Here is a 17,965-nt window from a genome sequence, read left to right as displayed (position 1 = left end):
TCAAGCCTTACATTTACGCCAATGCGTTTGCCAACTTATTTATGGCACCAATGAGCGGATAAAAGAATAACGTTTCTTCAATGGGAGCGCCGAGAGCATCGTTCATACCGCTGTACTCTGCCGCTACGTCGCCTTCTTTCCGCTGAATACCATCCATGAGTGAGGTATCCAGATGGGTGCGTAATTCCTGTTGCGCAATGGCCAGCGACCGCGCCGATACGTTCAGGTTCCTGACAAAACTAAACTGCTGATTGAGCGCAAAGAAGAAATCAATAAACGCATTGGTTTCCTTTAAGAGTGAGTCGATGACTTCCGGTTTCCGCAAATCAGCGTAGGTGAGTTTCGGGAACTCGTCGTTGAAGGTAGCCGGATAAATGTAGCTAATGGCCTCGGTATCAACGGGGCGACTATTGGCGGGTTGCATCAACGCGCCTTTGCAGGTTACCTCTTTCGGTCCTTTGCGCTCATAGAACAGCGTCAGACCACTCGTATCGTAGGTGGCAGACTCGTATACTTTCTCGAAAATAGCCCGTGCCAGTTTGCCCAGCATCTGATCGTCGGAGCTGATGATGGTCAACAGTTTCGAACCCGTACCGCTGAACGTAATGGCACCCGGCAGACTAATACCTTTGTGCTTCATCAACCGGGCGATGTGGTAGATCAATGCCGTGTAGAACAGCACAAATACCACTTTCAGGTCTTCGTCTTTCGCCAGCATCCCGTTGAACGACAGCATGCTTTTGGCTTTCACATCGTTACTTTTCTCGATCGAAAACCAGAAGGCCATGATGTCTTCCGAACGGTTAGTTTCCAGAATACGCCGGTTGTTGTCGCTTAAATTGCCGAGACTCTGGCTGGCCAGAAGTGTCTGGATTTTATCGGCGTATTTTCTGACAAAGCCATTATGGCTGGCCGCACCGTATTCGCTGAACGCATCGCCGTAAATGGCGTTTCCCGCAAACCGGAATGAAGTCAGCAGCTTGGGTTCGTTCCGTTCATAGACGACCACATCGGACGTACCACCGCCAATATCGATGTTGATGACGGGCCGCGCCGAGGCACTCAGGGTTGGATTTTGCTTGTAATAATAGAACGGCGCTACCGATTCCGATACTTCACGGAGTCGGCCCGGTGCCCCGCCAATATAGCGGTCATAAAGCTCCTGCCAATCGGCACGTAGCTGACTCACTCGACCGGGGGTCATACTGGCCGGGAAGAACCAGTACACCGTTGTTTGAGTCAGGTTGCCGCCTTCGGTAAGCACTTTATTTTTGATCAGCATCAGCAACTCTTCCAGAAAAGCCTCCACGCGCCGTTCGGTCTGGTCGCTGGTTTTGGCCCACTTCAGATTGGTTGTAATGCGGTTGGAGCCCGCCGGTTGTCGCTCCACGTAAAACGGAATATTGAAGTCGGCCAGCGCCTGTGTTTGCTGATTGAAACTCAGGTTCATTGGCTCCGCAATCGCCGTGCGCGTCGGGAAGTTGTCGGGTCGGCCGGGGCCAATCGTGGGAGGCACAAACTCCAGATCGTAGAGCAAGAATAGCTCGAACAACGCCGGATTGTATTGCGCCGGAGCCACCAACGTAGCGACCTGTGGTGTTAGTTCGGCTACGTCGAATGGTCGGGGTGTCTGGCCGTCTACGCTGTATTCGATGTGGGTATTCGTCGTGCCAAAATCCACCGAAAACGAAAACTGCTTGCTACCGCCGTTGTATAACTGCCAGCGCGGAATTAGTAGTCCATTCATGTCGCGACCATCGGCGCGAATGTGCGTTTGCAGGTAATCAAATTCCTGCCGCAATACGTAGTAAACGCTCGATCCGTCTGTATTCTGCTGGCGGACAGTACGTTGGTGTTTCGATTCTGGCTTAAGTTCGGTGTTGTTCAACTGACCGAAATACGAAAGCTCGTATTGATTCTGACTGTCGAAACCTGATTCAATGAGTTGAACCCGATAATCGGCAGGCACCGTAACCGCCCCCGACCGCACGAACGGATAAATATTGACCGTGAAAGAGTTTTCGATGATAATTCCTTCGTTGGTCAATTCATTAGGCGCTGTTGACGTACCAACGCTTGGGCTATACAGCCGCTCGAAGGTCACGAACTGATTGCCGGGTTGGTTGGGAGCCGTAACCGGAATGTCGAGCGATACGTTGATGCCGCTACCCTGCGGTGTCATTTTCAACCGAACGCGTCCATTCAGTAAATCCTCTACGTCGAAGAAGTCGAAGAAATCCTTTTTGAGGGGCAACAGAAATCCTTTGTCCGTGGCCGACGTTTGCAGATTCCCATCGAAGAATCGGCCGCGATCGGTTGGGAACGGCAGCCGAATAAGATAGGGTTCTAGTAAGTCGCTGACCGTTAGCCAGGGATAATTTCCCGGCTGACCCGGCAACGGACGTTGGTTATCACGCCATGACTCGCGGGCAAAATAGGGGATAGGCGTATTGGAATTCCACTGCGCCTGTGGTACGTAGGTGAACTGCCGGAAGAAGCGGTTCTGCAACGCCATCGGGCGCGGCTGGCCGGGATTCAGGCGGGCATATTTATCGGATTTAATGATGAAGTCGCTGACCTGATCAATAGCCCGTACGTCGGATTTTTTCTTGCGGAGCGGAAAGCCCAGTACTTCAACGATATCACCGGGTCCGGTCGTCAATTCATCGAAATCCTGATCGAATTTCTCACGAGTCAACAGCGGCTGGCCGTTTGGTGACTCGATGTGTTCGTAAAAAAGCGTCGGATTTTGCTGTTGCAGCAAGGTACGACTGCGGTTCAGGTAATCATCCACTTCCCGGAATCGGTCGCGGAAGTTGGGCATGAACAACTTGATGGCATACCAGAACTTCTGGTACTCAATATCGCGCTGGTGCAGTGGGCAAACCGAATTGTCGAACAAACGGTCGTTTCCCATAGACACATCTACCCAACTCAGGTCGTTGCCTGAACTGAAAAATAAGGTCTTGGGCGACGTACCACCTACCACCCGACCCCGATAACTGAGGACGAACAGGCGGTTGATGGCATTGAAATTGTACTCGGGCGCATCCTGATCCAGGAACAGTTTCAACGCATCGCCAAGCCGCTTATGTCCCTGACTGCTCGACTGCCGAAGCCGGTCGAGATCGGTGCGAATATCGAACGGGGTAATGGTAATGTAGGTCTTTAGCTTGTCGTAATTGAAAAATAACTCACCGACGTCAAGGCAATCCGATACAACGCGTTGATCATTGATAGTGCCGCTGAGATCGGGTTTGAGGGCCAGATTCAGGAATGCGGAACGTACTAAATCCATCCGGGCGAAAGGACTTGGGATGGAGGTAGCCTGCTTAACGGTCTGGCCGCCCTGTGGATCACGGATAGCCGCAATCTGGTCGGTGCCGAGGGGTTTACTGACGTACCAGTGCAGGCCAGGAGTAGGATTATGTAAGCTGAATGTTGTTGGCATATTGTTGAGGTTTACGGTTTGAGGTTTTTAGCGACTGGCCGATCCGGCAAGCATATCGACGCGCCAGCCACCGTAGCGACGGACCGCCGTAAACCTCAAACTGAATACCGAAAACGTTTAATAGTCAAGCACTTTTGGGAGACGATCGCGAACGAACTGTTCGGTACCTTCCGAAAAAAGCTGTATGAATTTATCTGATTCACTGCCGTAGGCTTTCCCTTCGGCAGTTTTGTTGAGCGTCTGATCGAGGTCGTCGACGATGTCTAGTTTCACGTCGGACTCCCCACCGAAAATTCCTTTTTTCTTCGGCTCGAAACCCCGAACCGTATGGCCAAGATTGGCCGCATCGAGCAGGAACGGCTCAAACGACCGCTTGTTTGCGCGCATCTCGGAAAGCCACTGGCGGAATCCCGCATCGAAATTTTTGACGCTGTTAAAAAATCCCGAATTCAGGAAGGAGGTTGAAATCTGGGGGTTGGCTTTAGACCACTGCACCGTACCAGCCGCCTGGCGAATCCGCTGACTGAGATACGTACTGAACAGCGCCATTTTGGACAGCGGTAGACTGATAATCTGCTTGGTGGCTCCAGCAAGATTGCCCAATTGAATGCTGATACCGTCCTGTTCGATACCAAATTCCTTGTAAACAGGGTTCGTTGGCCGGCCATTCGCTACGGCCAGACTAGCGTCATCCGTGTTCATGAAATCCACGATGGCTAATGCCGAAGCCATTTCGACAAAGTGAGCTTCGTTTTTCTGACCGCCCGCACCGGGATCGTACGTATAGGCTTTCGTCTGGTCGTCGCCGATGTAATAGAGCGCGTTGACCGCCGGATTGACGCCTTTCTGGTAATAGTTGAGAGCGGCTTTAGTTTTCGCAATGAACGAAGCCGGATCAATCAATTTGTTATCACTGGTTGTCAGGCTGAAATACGGCATCACCGTAACGGCCCCAATTTTCGCGTTAGTCAGAAAAGCTGGATTCGGAATCTGACCGATGGCCTGCGCTCCCCGAATGTTCTTGAGCAGGATTGGAAAACCAGCCGCACCCGTACCACCAAAAATGGAGCTGACAATGAAAATCCGGTCGTTGGCTCCGAAGTTCTCGGCAAAAGCCTGAAACACATCGGAGTAGCGAAACTGGTTGAGTACCGTACTGCCAATATTCGGATTGCCGACAAAGCCAATGTCCATTTTGGTTTCCAGATTTTCTTCCGAAAACAGCAGACTGGCGAAGGCTTTGCTAGGACCGTCTAAGCCCTCATAATTAATGTAATCCCGGAATTTCTCCTGCTGAACGCCCTGTAGTTCAAAGACATACGTATCGGCTATGGTGGCATTGCCGCCAATGGACCGGTTAAGGGTTTTGATTTCGGTACCGAAAAAACCTGATGTTGGTTTGGTTTGCAGACCCGCCCGAATGTTGCCATACTCACGTAGCAAGTCTTTAGTACGTAGCAGGTCGTCGTTGGTTGCATGAGGGTCCAGAATGATGGGGATTACCTCATCGGTGTTGTTCATTTTCACACCCGACGCCAGCAAAAAAGTCAGGGCTTTCAGCACCCGCGAGCCGGTTCCGCCAATGGCGAAGACAAATAATTTAGCCATGAATTTTAGTCAATAGTCAATAGTCGTTAGTCAACAGTCGGTAGTCGATAGTATGCGTCAGCCACTCTTGACTAACGACTATCGACTACTGACTTATTTTGATGGCCAAAGCATGGGCCGGTGTTTTGCGTTTTTACTGAAGTTCTTCATAATCATCGAGATGATAAAGAAAATTAAGGCCGTTAACAGCGCCATCTCGAAAGCATAACTCAAAAACACGCTGATGCCCTGATCGAAAAGTGTGCCTTGATTGGTGTCGGCTTCATCGCGCAGAATGTCCTGATTAGCTTTCTGGTAGCAGGTTACCAGCGTAATGATAAACAGCAATAGCGAACTGACGGCGGTCATCAACAGCCAATGGCTCATCCCGCTGAAACTCACTTTGTTGAATGGCCAGATGTAGAAAGCAACGGCTACCACAAAGGCAATGCCGATGGCCGTCCAAGTCATGGGTGACAGCAGTTCTTCCTGATACAGATCTTCGAGCAGGCTGCCGTTGACAAACAGATTGTAAAAATTATAAAGCGACTCTTCCATGTTTTAATGAGTGAAGGGGTGAAAGAGCGAAAGAGTGAAAGAGTGAAAGAAAACTTGCGTCGGCTTTTCGCTGGATCGCCAGCCGCACTTTCGCTCATTCATTCTTTCACTCTTTAAATCTCTTTCGCTCATTGTAGATTAATAATCAACGTGAAATATTCGGTTTGGTTATTAGGATTGTACGCTCGTTCGACGCCCTGCAACAAATTTTGCAACCCAAATGTCGAGTTGGTGTCAGGTGAGGCATCGTTGGTGGTGTTGGTATTGGCAATCCAGCGGGGCGGAAATTGACGACGTAACCGGATGGTGGCCGTCCGTTCGCCACGGGCCGGCTTGGGCGTGCTGAGCAGAAGTTTGTGTGTGGTGCCGTTCGCTCCAGAATAGGTCTGTACCGACGAAACTTTAAAATTGTCTTTTCCTTCCACTACGTATTGACTGGCGTCGGTCAGCAAACTTGCCGGTAAGCGAAGCGCCGACAAGTCGACCGCCACGGGAATGGTTAGGCTTTTGTCCGTAACATCGGCCTCTACGTTATCGAGCGTATGAATGGCTTTGGCATGACTGCGAACCTCTTCATTGGAGCGTTTGAACCGTCCTTTTTTTGCCGGGTCATTCACCAGTATCGAATAGAATGGAGTTGTCGTTTTGTCGTCGCGGCCAAAGAACCACGAATCAGCATAGCCCGGCAACTGGTCGAAACGACGGATGGTCTGGTAGGTCTGGTCCTGATACAGTTTCTGCATCGTTTCGTTCCGTCCGATCAGGCAGAGGTAGTACGGACGCTCGCCCGCGTATTTTTTCTTGGCGTTGTTCCAACTGTAATACGTGCCAGCGAAGTCAGATTTTAGCTTTACAACCAGCATCGAGTGCGTACTGGCGTACGGATTGAACACCGTCGTGAGTAGGGAACTGGCTGCGTCGAGCGTTTTCTGGGCACTCATACCGGCCAGACTGGGGTCGGAGTAAATCAGATCGGATACCAACACACTCACATCGTCACCGGATGTGTTACGTAGTATTTCGCTGAAAATTCCCTCGAAGTTCGTACTGGTCGTCTTTCCTTTGGTTTTGGCGACGGTAAAAATATCTTTCTCCTTAAAAAACTGAGACAGCGACAGACCCAGGTCATTGACTTCGGTATTCACCACAAATAATTTACCCTGACCGGGATTGATCCCGTCGAACTCCGTCAACACGTCGTTGAGCGTCCGTTTGAAGGCACCGTTGCCACTGGGCGCGTCGTAAGGAAACATACTGGCACTGGCCTCCAGATAGAGCTTTAGCCGAAGTGGTTTCGCCGAAGCCACCGTGCCCGATAAAGAGACGGTGGGCGTTTTGCCTTCCTTCGCTAGTTTTCGATACGTTCGGTTGCGCTTAATGTACGCCAGTAAGGCCGACTCATCAATTTTTCCGTCGGGCGTCAGAATGGCGGCTGTTTTTTTATCCTTACCGAGTTCTTTACTGTCCTGACCAACAAATACCCGAAGGGCGTCGGCTTCGGTGACATCGATAGCATTGTCGTTGCTTAATGCGTCGCTGATTTGATCGTCTAGTTTATCAACTGAGCTAGAGCAGCCAGCCAGCGCAACGAGGAGAAGCAGCGAACAGAAACGGGGGTGGATCATGAATGTGTATTTGGCGATTTCAGAAGCAACAGGAGGATAGCCAAATGGCTAAACCTTTAAAATTTCTTAAATTACTATAGAACGTAACGAAGCAGCCAGCCATTTTATGTCAATCGGTACGGTTTAACGATGAACGGACGTTTACCTTTGTAGTGTGATTACTTCAAACATGACGCTTCGCCACCTCGTATTAGGTTTCTTACTGGTTCTTCCCATTCTCCTTCAGAACTGTGCCCAGGTGGCTCAACCACCGGGTGGTAAAAAAGATACACTGGCTCCGAAATTGGTGAGTAGTATGCCTGCCGCCCGTGAGCGAAATTATACTGGCAAGTCGGTTGAACTGGAATTTGATGAGTATGTCAACAGCGAAAATCTCCAGCAAAAAATTACGATTACACCCCAGGACAGCAATACATACGTAGTGAAATCGCTGCCGTTGGGCGTCCGGCTGAATTTCAACAAACCGTTCCTGCCAAACACCACCTATACCATTGATTTCGCCGATGGAATCAAAGACATAACCGAACGAAATATTGCCAAAAATACCAAAGTAGTTTTTAGTACAGGGCCAACCATTGACTCGCTTTATCTGACCGGAAACATAGTTGATGATGAAAGTCGACTGCCAATTTTAGGGTTTGTGGTCGGCCTGTTTGCCTCCACCGATACGTTGCCAATCAATAGAAAGCGCCCCCAGTATTTCGCCCGTACGGACAGTAGTGGCAATTATCGTATCGAAAACGTGAAGGCTGGGCCGTATAAAGTTTATGGCTTCGATGATAAAGATTTGAATCTGGTGAACAACACACCGGGCGAACGAGTGGCCTTCCGGGACAGTGTGCTCAACCTGAACCGCAACTATACGGACGTAAATCTGGTCGCCTTCCGAGGGTATGGGAAACCACGTATCAGCCGACGCGAACGTACCGACGAAACGCTTGGGCTGGAACTCAGCAGTGGCATCGCCAGCTACACGGTTAAGTATGGTAAAGCCGCGTATACAGCAGCGGCCTCCACCACAGCCACCTCAACGACCACTACGTCTACATCAGCTGTGTCTACGACGGCCGTATCCACTTCAGCCGTCTCCACGACAACGGCACCGGCTACAACGCCTTCTACATCGGCCACATCGTCTGCATCCGCGAATGATACGTTGATTTCTTTTCTGGAAAATCCCAAAATGATACGTTTGTACCGACCGGCCAACCGGGCTGCAGGCGATACACTTTATACGGTCATAACGGCCATCGATTCGGTGGGTAACAGTACGGATCTGAGGGAGCGAATTTATTTCTCACCCCTGAAAACGAAAGCGAAAAACCGCACATCGCTAACATTCCAACTCTCCCCCCCGTCGAACGAACCGATTGATAATAACCTGGAATTTACACTGGTTTTCAACAAGCCCGTTTTCCGATGGTACACAGACCTTATTGTTATTGGCCCCGACAGTACGAAGCCGTTCAAGCTCACGCCAGAGAACCTGATATGGAGTAATAATTTTAGCCATCTGGTGATAAAGCAGAAAACAAATCCGAAGGATACGCTGCTCTTTCGGCTGCAAAAAGGAGCCTTCATCAGTGTTCAGGGCGATACCCTGGCGCGCTATTCTACCCGATACCTCATTGCGGAAGAAGATAGTTACGGCCTGATTGCGGGCCATGTTAATCCAACAACGGTTGGCCCGGCTGGTAAGAATTTTATCGTAGAACTGCTGGATGAAAAATATAAAGTTATCCGATCGTCATACGGTACGTTAAACTACAGCTTCGGGCGACTCAGGCCGGGACAATATCGCGTCCGGCTCATTATCGACGCCAATGCTAACCGAAAGCGAGACATCGGTAACGTGCAAAAAGGCATCCAGCCCGAACGGATGATTTACAGCCCCGGTATGGAGGAGGGCGGTATAATTCGGGTGAAGCAGAATTTCGAGCTGACCGATATTGATTTTTGAGAGGAACGAGTCCCTTTTACCATTTCCTGGTTGTCGTGTATCCTGACTGATTCCTGCGAGGGCTACTCTTTTTGATCGAGCGATTGTCGATATTGAATACAACCCTTCATAAACTCTGACCATGCTGGTACTAAAATGTTAGGGTCTGTTCGTTCGGGCAGCAGCGACCAGAGTTTGGGGTGATGCCAGCATAAATCATGACCCGTACTGTCACGGTGTTCGCGAATGCCCGCCCGCAGTTTTTTTATTTCTTCAATAAGCTGGTCTCTAGTGAAGTCCTTAATGTCCTCATCCATATTTCTCTCGTTGCTAACGTCCGTATCCCAATCCCGGGATTGCTGTTTCCATCCTAAGCGAATATCACTAAAATACTTGGCAAAATCCAGAGGATCTTTGGGCTCATCAGAATCGGTTAATAACCCTGTCGAGATGACGGTTTCCTAATAGATTCCCGCAAGGTCACCGAGATTATCAGGCTGATCCTAACTCAGGGTTTAAACAGGCGCTCATAATTTGCGGGATGCCCGTACCTTTGTGGCGGATCGCCGAAGCGACCAAAACCACCGGTATCATGTACGTAAAGCCTAAAAAAGAACTCGGTCAACATTTTCTGAAAGATCTCAGCATCGCCCAGCGTATTGCCGAACTCCTGACCGGACATGGATCGTATAAAGAAATACTCGAAATCGGACCGGGCACGGGTGTGCTAACGCAGTTTCTCCTGGAGGATAGCCGGTTTGCTACGTATGTGATTGAGATTGACCGCGAGTCGGTGGAGTATCTGAAACAGCATTTTCCGGCGCTGGAAGGTCGTATTCTCTCCGCCGATTTCCTGAATATTCGTCCCGACTATTTACCAGCCAAGAAGGCTGACAGCACGGAGTCGTTTGCCGTGATCGGGAACTTCCCCTACAATATTTCAACCCAGATACTCTTTAAAGTCCTGGACATGCGCGACCGGGTGCCCGAAATTGTGGGGATGTTTCAGCGCGAAGTGGCCCAGCGGGTAGCCTCGGGACCGGGTAATAAAGACTATGGCATTCTGAGTGTGTTGTTGCAGGCCTGGTACGATATAAAGTATGAGTTCACGGTTAATCCTGAGGTTTTCAATCCCCCACCAAAGGTTTATTCGGGTGTGCTTTCCCTTCGACGCAACAACGTAACGGACCTCGGCTGTGATTTTCGAAAATTCACACAGGTCGTCAAGCATGGTTTCAGCCAACGCCGAAAAACGCTACGTAATGCGCTTAAGCCACTCAATCCATCCGACGAAGCGCTCGCCAGTCCCTTCATGGACAAACGCGCCGAGCAGTTGAACGTAGCGGAGTTCGTTGCGCTAACGCGCTTAATGATAAATGATGAATAATGAATTATTGAGAACCAGGTCCGTAACTCATTATTTATCATTCATCATTCTTCATTGTTAGCGTCGTGACGTTCGAACTCACTAAAGACTATCTTGACCATATTCAGGCGACCATCGACGCGGGCGACGATACGTTGCTGCGTACTGAGATGGGTGAGTTATTTCCGGCTGATATTTCCGGGATTCTGGATGAGCTGGAGCCAGAAGCAGCCCATTACCTGCTGAGTTTGCTGGACAAATCGGTGGGTGCCGAAATCCTGGCGAACCTCGACCCGGTTGAACGAACGAATCTGCTAAAGCTATTTTCGTCAGCCGAGATTGCTCCGTTCATCAATCAGATGGATTCTGATGACGCTGTGGACGTACTGAATCAACAACCCATTCAGGTGCGCGAAGAAGTTATTGGTTTGCTCGAAGACCGCGAACAGGCTCGCTTCATTCTGGACTTACTACACTACGAAGATGGCGTGGCGGGTAGTCTGATGCAGAAAGAGCTGATTCGGATCAACGTCAATCTGACCGTCAATGCCTGTATCGAAGAAATCCGTCAGCAAGCCGAAGATGTCGAAAACGTGTATGCCGTTTACGTCGTAGACGATCTGGGCAAGTTGCTTGGGCTGGTATCATTGAAGAAGATTGTGCTGGCCCGCAAGAATGCCAAGATCGCTGACATCTACGATGACGACGTCGTATTCGTCGAAACGTATCGCCCTGTTGCTGAAGTCGCTGAGGTGATGCAGAAATATGATTTGGATGCCATTCCGGTCGTGAACGTTCAGCAGCGATTACTGGGGCGAATCACGATTGATGACGTAGTGGACGTTATTACCGAACAGGCGGAAGAAGACATTCAGGTTATTTCGGGTCTATCGGGCGAGGTGGAAGAAGATGATAGTGTCTGGCAACGCTCGAAAGTGCAATTGCCCTGGCTGGTAGCCGGAGCGGTTGGGAGTTTGCTGGCGGCCACGGTCATCAACGGATTTCAGAGTGAACTGGGCAAAATTGCCGCGCTGGCCGCTTTCATACCCATCATCGGTTCGACGGGCGGGAATGTCGGTATTCAGACATCATCGCTAATTTTGCAAAGTCTGGCCGATACGTCGGGTCTGAGTACTACGCTTGGCAGACGGTTGATACGTACTCTGATGGTCGCTCTCTTAAATGGGTTGGTTGTGGGTTTGATTGCCGGAACGTACACGTTTCTGATCGGCGAACCAAGGCTGTTTTTCGTCGTAGCCACATCGCTGCTGGCAGTGGTGTTGCTGGCTTCGTTTATGGGTACCGTAACGCCCTTGCTTCTGAATCGAATCGGCATTAATCCGGCTGTGGCCTCGGGGCCGTTTATCACAACGGCCAACGACCTGATTGGTATTGGTGTCTATTTCCTGATTGCCCAATGGTTATTGGCAGAGGTTTGATTATCTTGCCTTCATGACCATTCGCTTCGCTAAACTCGCCGATGCCCCGGCCATTCTGGCTATTTATGCCCCCTACGTCACGAACTCATCTATTACGTTCGAGTATACCGTGCCGACTGTAAGTGAATTTTCGGAACGTATCCAGATCATTCAGCAGCAGTTTCCTTTTTTGGTCGCCGAGGAAGACGGTCAGTTACTTGGGTATACCTACGCGTCGCGGCATCGGGACCGCATTGCCTACCAATGGGCTGTTGAAACGTCGGTGTATATCCATCCGAATGGGCAACGAAAAGGTTTGGGTAGAGCGCTTTATACAAAATTGTTTGAGTTGCTACGTCGGCAGGGCTACTATACGGCTTGTGCGGGCATCACGAAACCAAATCCCCAAAGTGAAGCTTTCCACCAGTTCATGGGCTTTGAATCCATTGGTCTTTATGCCAACGTTGGCTACAAAATGGGGGAGTGGCACAGTGTTGAGTGGTTTCAGGTAACCTTGCAACCGCACCAGCTAAATCCGGTCAAGCCCATTCCAATAACCCGGCTTACATAAGATCAATGTCTTCTGAATCAACCACTTCCTCTACAAACTGTATGACTTTCTCCTATCTGCAAAAACGCTACGTCCGGGCCATTTCTCCACTGCTCGTTGGCTTTTTATTGCTCTCCGGCTGGTCGTCGGCTCAATCCATCAATCAGGTTTCTGTCGACAGTATTGATGCCATTCTTGGCAAGCACATGAGCAGCAAGCATATTCCAGGGGTTTCTATTGCGGTGGTTCATCAGGGAAAAGTGGTGTTGACCAAAGGCTACGGGATGGCAAATTTAGAAGTGAGTGCCCCTGCTACCGACAAGAGTGTTTATGCGATTGGGTCCGTGAGTAAACAACTCATAGCCACGGGTATTTTGATCCTGGCACAGGAGGGAAAACTCAAACTCAGTGATGATATTCATATCTACTATCCGCAGGCGCCCCAAACCTGGCAGGGGATTACATTACGGCATTTATTGTCGCACACGTCCGGCATTATTCGGGAAGCCCCCGCTTTTGATCCTGCCAAAATTCAGCCCGATTCGGTTGTTGTTCAATCGGCGTTTCCTTTGCCGTTGCAATTTTCGATTGGTACCAAGTGGCAATATTGCAACGTCGGGTATTTTGCGTTGGCCGATATTATCCGCAAAGTATCGGGACAACCCTGGTCTGCCTTTCTAAAACAACGGGTTTTTACCCCGCTGAATATGACCACTACCCGAACCACCACGCTGACCGAGGTGATCCCGAATCGGGTGGATGGGTACGAATGGGAAGAAACCCACTATCACCGGGCGCAGGGGTATCGGGCACTACGTCCAAGCGGGGCTTTTCTGTCAACTATACTTGATCTGGTGAAATGGGACGCTTCCTTATATACCGATAAAATTCTGACGCAGGCAAGTCGCACCGAGATGTGGACACCCATTACCCTGAAAGACAGCACGAAGTATGCGTACGGTTTAGGCTGGACGGTTGATACGTTACAGGCCTATCGACGGGTACATCACGGGGGCTCACTGCCCGGCTTTCGGTCCGAATACGCCCGTTTCCCTGAATCCGGCCTTTCCGTCATTGTCTTAACGAATGCGGAAAGTGCACAACCGGCAACAATCGCTCAGGATATAGCGCTGCTTTATTTGCGTCCGGCAACGAGGAAGGCCGTTAGCAAGAAATAGAAGCAGGTATTTGGGTTTTAGTTATCTTGCCAGCCCTACTGCCGCCTTCGGCGTAGGGCTATTTTATTTTCAGTATGATTGCCGTTATTCAGCGCGTTTCTCAAGCTTCTATTACCATTGATAATCAAGTTAAGGGCCGGATTGACACGGGTTTTCTGATTCTGCTTGGTATTACCCATACTGACACCCGGGAGGATGTTGACTGGCTCAGCAAGAAAATTGTCGGGATGCGGATTTTCAGCGATGCTGATGGGAAAATGAACCTCGATTTAGCGGCTGTTGGTGGGAGTATCCTACTCATTAGCCAGTTCACACTTCACGCCAATACCAAAAAAGGGAACCGGCCCAGTTTTATTGAAGCCGCCCGGCCCGACGTAGCAATTCCACTTTACGAAGCCATGATTGCACAACTAGCAATGGATTTAGGAAAACCCATCCAGACCGGAGAATTTGGGGCCGATATGAAGGTTATGTTACTGAATGATGGTCCTGTAACCATATTAATTGACTCAAAAAACCGGATTTAGTACAATAGATTACTGATTTATTGTCGCTATCCGTTACTTTTACTGAAATCAGCAGTAATAGAATAGCGCACAGGTTACTAGCCGAATGGATTTTCTGCCCCAAAACATAACCACTTACGCTGAAGCCTATACCTCGCCCGAGAGTACGCTGTTGCATCAGCTCAATCGAAATACCCGTGCCAGGGTCATGGCCCCCCGGATGCTGTCAGGGCATATGCAGGGCCGATTACTGTCGATGATCTCCTGCATGATTCGGCCCCGGCGGATTTTAGAAATTGGCACTTATACGGGTTATTCGGCACTTTGCCTGGCCGAAGGGCTGACGGACGATGGCCAGCTTATTACCATTGACCACAATGAAGAACTCGAAGATTTTGCCCGGTCTTACTGGCGGCAATCCCCCTTCGAAAACAAGATCAATTTTCAGATCGGTCTGGCCGCCGATATACTGCCTGCCTTAAATGAAACGTTTGATTTGGTGTTCATCGACGCCGATAAACGCAATAATTCCCTGTATTTTGACCTGATTTTTGACAAACTGCGGCCAGGTGGTTTCATCTTGGCCGATAATGTTTTATGGAGCGGAAAAGTTGCTGAGCCGCTGAATCCATCGGATCAGGATACGGCGGCTGTGCTGGCGTTTAACCAGAAAATTCAGGATGATGTGCGTGTGGAAAATGTGCTGCTGCCCGTGCGTGACGGGATAATGGTGATACGAAAATTATAAGTACGAGTAATGAAATGAGCCGCCTGAGCGGGCCAATCTATGAAAAAACAAACCTATTCATTCCTTCTCCTATTTCTTCTCGCGGGGTTCGTAGCCTCGGCGCAAAATACGCCAGTCGTGCCGGAGCGAGTGACCTTTGCCGACATTTCAGTACAGCTCGACCCCGATGCCCGACGTCTGGTGCAGCAGGATGTTAACGCCCTGTTTTCTAACAAGCAGTACTGGATGGCTAAGCTCGATCGGGTGGTGCTGTATTTTCCGATGATTGAGTCAATTCTGATTAGCGAAAACGTACCAACGGATTTTAAATACCTCGCCGTTCAGGAAAGCTCACTGACGCCCGATGCCGTATCGACCTCTACAGCAGTAGGTTACTGGCAGTTTAAACGGGAGACCGCAACCGATTATGGTTTGCGCGTTGATGACGAAATTGACGAGCGGAAAAGCATCACCGCGTCGACACGCGGTGCCGCTAAGTACCTGAAAAAGAACAATGTTCAGTTCAATAACTGGGTTGCCTCGCTTTATTCCTATTACCTCGGGGCGGGGGGTATTTCCAAATTGATTCCGCCCGACTGGTCATATGCCCGTGAAATAGCCCTTGATGGACGTACTGACCGGTATATTCTACGCTTCTTTGCCCATAAAATTGCCATTGAAAATGCGCTGAAATTCCACCAGACGAGCAACCGTTTTGCGTTGATCGAATACCAGAAAGGAAGTGGCAAAAGTATGCGAGCCATTGCCGACGAGTTAGGCGTCGATGAATTTGAACTCCGTAAATACAATCGTTGGGTACTAGGTGACGCCGTTCCAACCGATAAGATCTACGTAATGGCCGTGCCAGTCGTGAGCAATCAGATCAACGATGTTCGGCAGAAAATTGGTGAAACCAGTGGTAAGAATGCGGCTGATGTAGCCCAGAGTGATGTTGGTTTTCCGGTGCTACGTCGGGTAACGACAGGATCGGGGAGTAAGAACGAGCCGATTTTGTACGAAATAAATGGGTTGCCGGGCATTCAGGCGCAGATTGGCGATAATGCGGGAACCCTGGCTCGCAAAGCAAAAATCAGTTTGTCGAGCTTTTTACGGTATAACGATCTGGACGAATCCGACCCGATCATCGTTAATGACATTTACTACCTGTCCAAGAAACGGAAAAAGGCGCTTGTTCCATTTCACACCGTTCGCGAATCGGAAACGTCCCGGAGTATTTCGCAGCGTTACGCCCTGCGGCTCAAGAAATTGCTACGTTATAACCGCATAGAACGAGGCCAGCAACTGGAAACCGGCCGCGTCATGTGGCTCCGTGAACGTCGGCCTGGCAACAAGCCCGTTGAGATTATTAACTCCCCAACGCCACCCGTTTATGATCAGACACCATTGCCACCAACCCGGCAGGAAGTTGCGGCAAATTCACCCACTGAACGTAGTGCCGGCACTACGTCCAAGCCTGTCAGTGGTAGTGATGCTATACCGCGCAGTGCATCGGAGCGGAAACGTTATCAGCCCAAACTGGTAGATGGTGGTATTTCGACCAATGATGGCACGTCGGCGCCAGCGCCTGCGCAACCGTCCGTACCACAGCCTACGTCCGTATCCACCAGCCGCCCGGCTCCTGTCACGACGAATACGTCGGGGAATAATGAGGGATCGCAGCGTGTTGTGATCGTCAGATCTGCTGACGCGGACGGAACAACGAAGACGGTTCCAGTGGCTACAACCCCCGAGCGCAACAAAGCCGCTGGGTCAGCAACCTCAGCTGAAGATGGATGGCGGCCCGCGGGTTCTTCGGCAACGAGGGAAGAAATAAACGCCTATAACCGGACTCCGACAGCGAAAAAAACAGCCCCTGCTCAAACGGGCAATTATACGGGGCCGCTTGAGCAACAGGCAGATGGTTCAATAACGGCTGTAGACACGAAGACAGTAGTTCGGCCATCGACACCCGCTGTTCCTAAAGCTGATGTTGTTAAGACTGAAACACGTTCGGCAGCGCCGGAAGTAACGGTGCCCGAAAAGAAATACGTAACAACGGTTACACCAATGCCAGAGAAGAAACCAGAAAAGAAACTGGAAACGCCTGCATCATCTCCGACAACGACCGCGGCTGATCGCTCGGTTACGACCCACGTAGTTGGAAAGGGCGAAACGTATTATGGCATTGCCCGGCAATATGACCTGACGCTTAGCGAATTACTGGAAATGAATAATCGTACGTTGGAAAACAAGCTGGAAGCTGGTCAGAAGCTGAAGGTTAAAGCTGGTGGTAGCAATGCTGTTAAAACGGAACAAACGGCAACTAAGGTGGAAAAAGTATCGCCTAAAATGGAGGAGCCAACTCCCGCAAAAACAGCGTCGACTCCAACTGGGCAATCAGGCGTTACGTCTCATACCGTTGCTAAAGGCGAAAACCTGTTCCGTATTTCTAAAATGTATGGTGTAAGCGTCGAGCAGCTTCAGGAGTGGAATAAATTAGGTACTGCCTACGTACGGGAAGGTCAAAAGATACGGGTTGTAGAGCCGTAGCCCCTGACTTTTATTCTGTGTCAACATGAGTCATTCCGAATTTTTGGTTTGACTGAAAAACGAAAATCTCCTGGTCTTTGTAGTTTGACAACTACAAAGACCAGGAGATTTTCTCATGAGTATTGCTACAAAACAGACTAGTTTAGGAGTAGCTCATTAAAAGGGCAGCACGGGGGGCTTTTGCCCGTCCAGAAATATTATGGACAAGAATGAAATGATGACTAGTGGTGATTGAGGGGCCGTTCGTGGGAGTAGAGTTCGGTAACGAATTTACTCTGGCTTCATCAAATTCATCGGGAGGGATATCTATTTGCGTCCCTAATTACAATAACGGAAGGGACCGATGCGATGACCAACCCATTACTTTGAGGCCTTGCTGAGCTATCTGAACAGCTTTTAAGTGTCAACTACACCACATTAGACGAAGCTTCTCAATCAGCTATCTTACATCTACGTTCGCCGTAAGTTATATAAAGCTTCTTCCCAGTGCAGGGCCATTGTTGTGCCTTC

The 17,965-nt window shown here is 49.9% G+C and carries 13 protein-coding genes; 8 read left to right on the top strand and 5 right to left on the bottom strand.

All coding sequences use genetic code 11. The annotated features are described in order from the left end of the window. Positions 1–13: 13 nt before the first annotated feature. From BM202_RS04080 to BM202_RS04065, 4 genes are all read right to left on the bottom strand, one after another. Positions 14–3,451 (bottom strand): acetate and sugar kinases/Hsc70/actin family protein, encoded by a 3,438-nt coding sequence (locus BM202_RS04080; RefSeq protein ID WP_093823183.1) that lies wholly within the window; start codon positions 3,449–3,451, stop codon positions 14–16. Between the two features lie 117 nt (positions 3,452–3,568). Next, positions 3,569–5,059 (bottom strand): hypothetical protein, encoded by a 1,491-nt coding sequence (locus BM202_RS04075; protein WP_093823181.1) that lies wholly within the window; start codon positions 5,057–5,059, stop codon positions 3,569–3,571. A gap of 93 nt (positions 5,060–5,152) precedes the next feature. Next, positions 5,153–5,596: a hypothetical protein gene (locus BM202_RS04070; protein ID WP_093823179.1), complete on the bottom strand. Its 444-nt coding sequence runs from the start codon at positions 5,594–5,596 to the stop codon at positions 5,153–5,155. A gap of 128 nt (positions 5,597–5,724) precedes the next feature. Continuing rightward, positions 5,725–7,221 (bottom strand): hypothetical protein, encoded by a 1,497-nt coding sequence (locus tag BM202_RS04065; protein ID WP_093823177.1) that lies wholly within the window; start codon positions 7,219–7,221, stop codon positions 5,725–5,727. A 169-nt stretch (positions 7,222–7,390) separates the two neighbouring features. Here BM202_RS04065 and BM202_RS04060 point away from each other — a divergent pair, with 169 nt between their 5' ends. Continuing rightward, positions 7,391–9,181 (top strand): Ig-like domain-containing domain, encoded by a 1,791-nt coding sequence (locus BM202_RS04060; protein ID WP_093823175.1) that lies wholly within the window; start codon positions 7,391–7,393, stop codon positions 9,179–9,181. A gap of 62 nt (positions 9,182–9,243) precedes the next feature. Here the strand turns inward: BM202_RS04060 and BM202_RS04055 are convergent, their stop codons facing one another. Then, positions 9,244–9,477, bottom strand: coding sequence for a hypothetical protein (locus BM202_RS04055; protein ID WP_093823173.1), 234 nt, complete (start codon positions 9,475–9,477; stop codon positions 9,244–9,246). Positions 9,478–9,752: 275 nt separating this feature from the next. Between BM202_RS04055 and rsmA the strand changes: the two genes are divergently transcribed. The 7 genes from rsmA to BM202_RS04020 all read left to right on the top strand — a co-directional run bounded on the left by rsmA (position 9,753) and on the right by BM202_RS04020 (position 17,455). Continuing rightward, positions 9,753–10,547: a 16S rRNA (adenine(1518)-N(6)/adenine(1519)-N(6))-dimethyltransferase RsmA gene (rsmA, locus tag BM202_RS04050; RefSeq protein WP_093823648.1), complete on the top strand. Its 795-nt coding sequence runs from the start codon at positions 9,753–9,755 to the stop codon at positions 10,545–10,547. Between the two features lie 65 nt (positions 10,548–10,612). Then, positions 10,613–11,965 carry a magnesium transporter gene (mgtE, locus tag BM202_RS04045; protein ID WP_093823171.1) on the top strand — a complete coding sequence of 451 codons (1,353 nt, stop codon included), beginning with the start codon at positions 10,613–10,615 and terminating at the stop codon, positions 11,963–11,965. A 13-nt stretch (positions 11,966–11,978) separates the two neighbouring features. Next, the gene (locus tag BM202_RS04040) at positions 11,979–12,515 is read left to right on the top strand and encodes a GNAT family N-acetyltransferase (protein ID WP_093823169.1); all 537 of its coding nucleotides are present in this window, start codon (positions 11,979–11,981) and stop codon (positions 12,513–12,515) included. A gap of 41 nt (positions 12,516–12,556) precedes the next feature. Beyond that, positions 12,557–13,672: a serine hydrolase domain-containing protein gene (locus BM202_RS04035; protein ID WP_177236498.1), complete on the top strand. Its 1,116-nt coding sequence runs from the start codon at positions 12,557–12,559 to the stop codon at positions 13,670–13,672. A gap of 74 nt (positions 13,673–13,746) precedes the next feature. Next, entirely contained in the window at positions 13,747–14,199 is a 453-nt protein-coding gene (gene dtd, locus BM202_RS04030) for a D-aminoacyl-tRNA deacylase (protein ID WP_093823166.1), read from the top strand. A gap of 85 nt (positions 14,200–14,284) precedes the next feature. Continuing rightward, positions 14,285–14,926: an O-methyltransferase gene (locus BM202_RS04025; protein ID WP_093823164.1), complete on the top strand. Its 642-nt coding sequence runs from the start codon at positions 14,285–14,287 to the stop codon at positions 14,924–14,926. Positions 14,927–14,965: 39 nt separating this feature from the next. Then, entirely contained in the window at positions 14,966–17,455 is a 2,490-nt protein-coding gene (locus BM202_RS04020) for a LysM peptidoglycan-binding domain-containing protein (protein WP_093823162.1), read from the top strand. Positions 17,456–17,965: the final 510 nt, after the last annotated feature.

The sequence above is a fragment of the Spirosoma endophyticum genome (genome assembly GCF_900112365.1).
Classification (GTDB): Bacteria; Bacteroidota; Bacteroidia; order Cytophagales; family Spirosomataceae; genus Spirosoma; species Spirosoma endophyticum.
The sequence above is the reverse complement of the archived record's forward strand: the minus strand, read 5'-3'. Positions and strand labels throughout refer to the sequence as shown.

Excerpts from the sequence above, each read along its gene's own strand:
- BM202_RS04080 (WP_093823183.1), bottom strand. The coding sequence starts at position 3,451 with ATGCCAACAACATTCAGCTTACATAATCCTACTCCTGGCCTGCACTGG.
- BM202_RS04075 (WP_093823181.1), bottom strand. The coding sequence starts at position 5,059 with ATGGCTAAATTATTTGTCTTCGCCATTGGCGGAACCGGCTCGCGGGTG.
- BM202_RS04070 (WP_093823179.1), bottom strand. The coding sequence starts at position 5,596 with ATGGAAGAGTCGCTTTATAATTTTTACAATCTGTTTGTCAACGGCAGC.
- BM202_RS04065 (WP_093823177.1), bottom strand. The coding sequence starts at position 7,221 with ATGATCCACCCCCGTTTCTGTTCGCTGCTTCTCCTCGTTGCGCTGGCT.
- BM202_RS04060 (WP_093823175.1), top strand. The coding sequence starts at position 7,391 with ATGACGCTTCGCCACCTCGTATTAGGTTTCTTACTGGTTCTTCCCATT.
- BM202_RS04055 (WP_093823173.1), bottom strand. The coding sequence starts at position 9,477 with ATGGATGAGGACATTAAGGACTTCACTAGAGACCAGCTTATTGAAGAA.
- rsmA (WP_093823648.1), top strand. The coding sequence starts at position 9,753 with ATGTACGTAAAGCCTAAAAAAGAACTCGGTCAACATTTTCTGAAAGAT.
- BM202_RS04040 (WP_093823169.1), top strand. The coding sequence starts at position 11,979 with ATGACCATTCGCTTCGCTAAACTCGCCGATGCCCCGGCCATTCTGGCT.
- BM202_RS04035 (WP_177236498.1), top strand. The coding sequence starts at position 12,557 with ATGACTTTCTCCTATCTGCAAAAACGCTACGTCCGGGCCATTTCTCCA.
- dtd (WP_093823166.1), top strand. The coding sequence starts at position 13,747 with ATGATTGCCGTTATTCAGCGCGTTTCTCAAGCTTCTATTACCATTGAT.
- BM202_RS04025 (WP_093823164.1), top strand. The coding sequence starts at position 14,285 with ATGGATTTTCTGCCCCAAAACATAACCACTTACGCTGAAGCCTATACC.
- BM202_RS04020 (WP_093823162.1), top strand. The coding sequence starts at position 14,966 with ATGAAAAAACAAACCTATTCATTCCTTCTCCTATTTCTTCTCGCGGGG.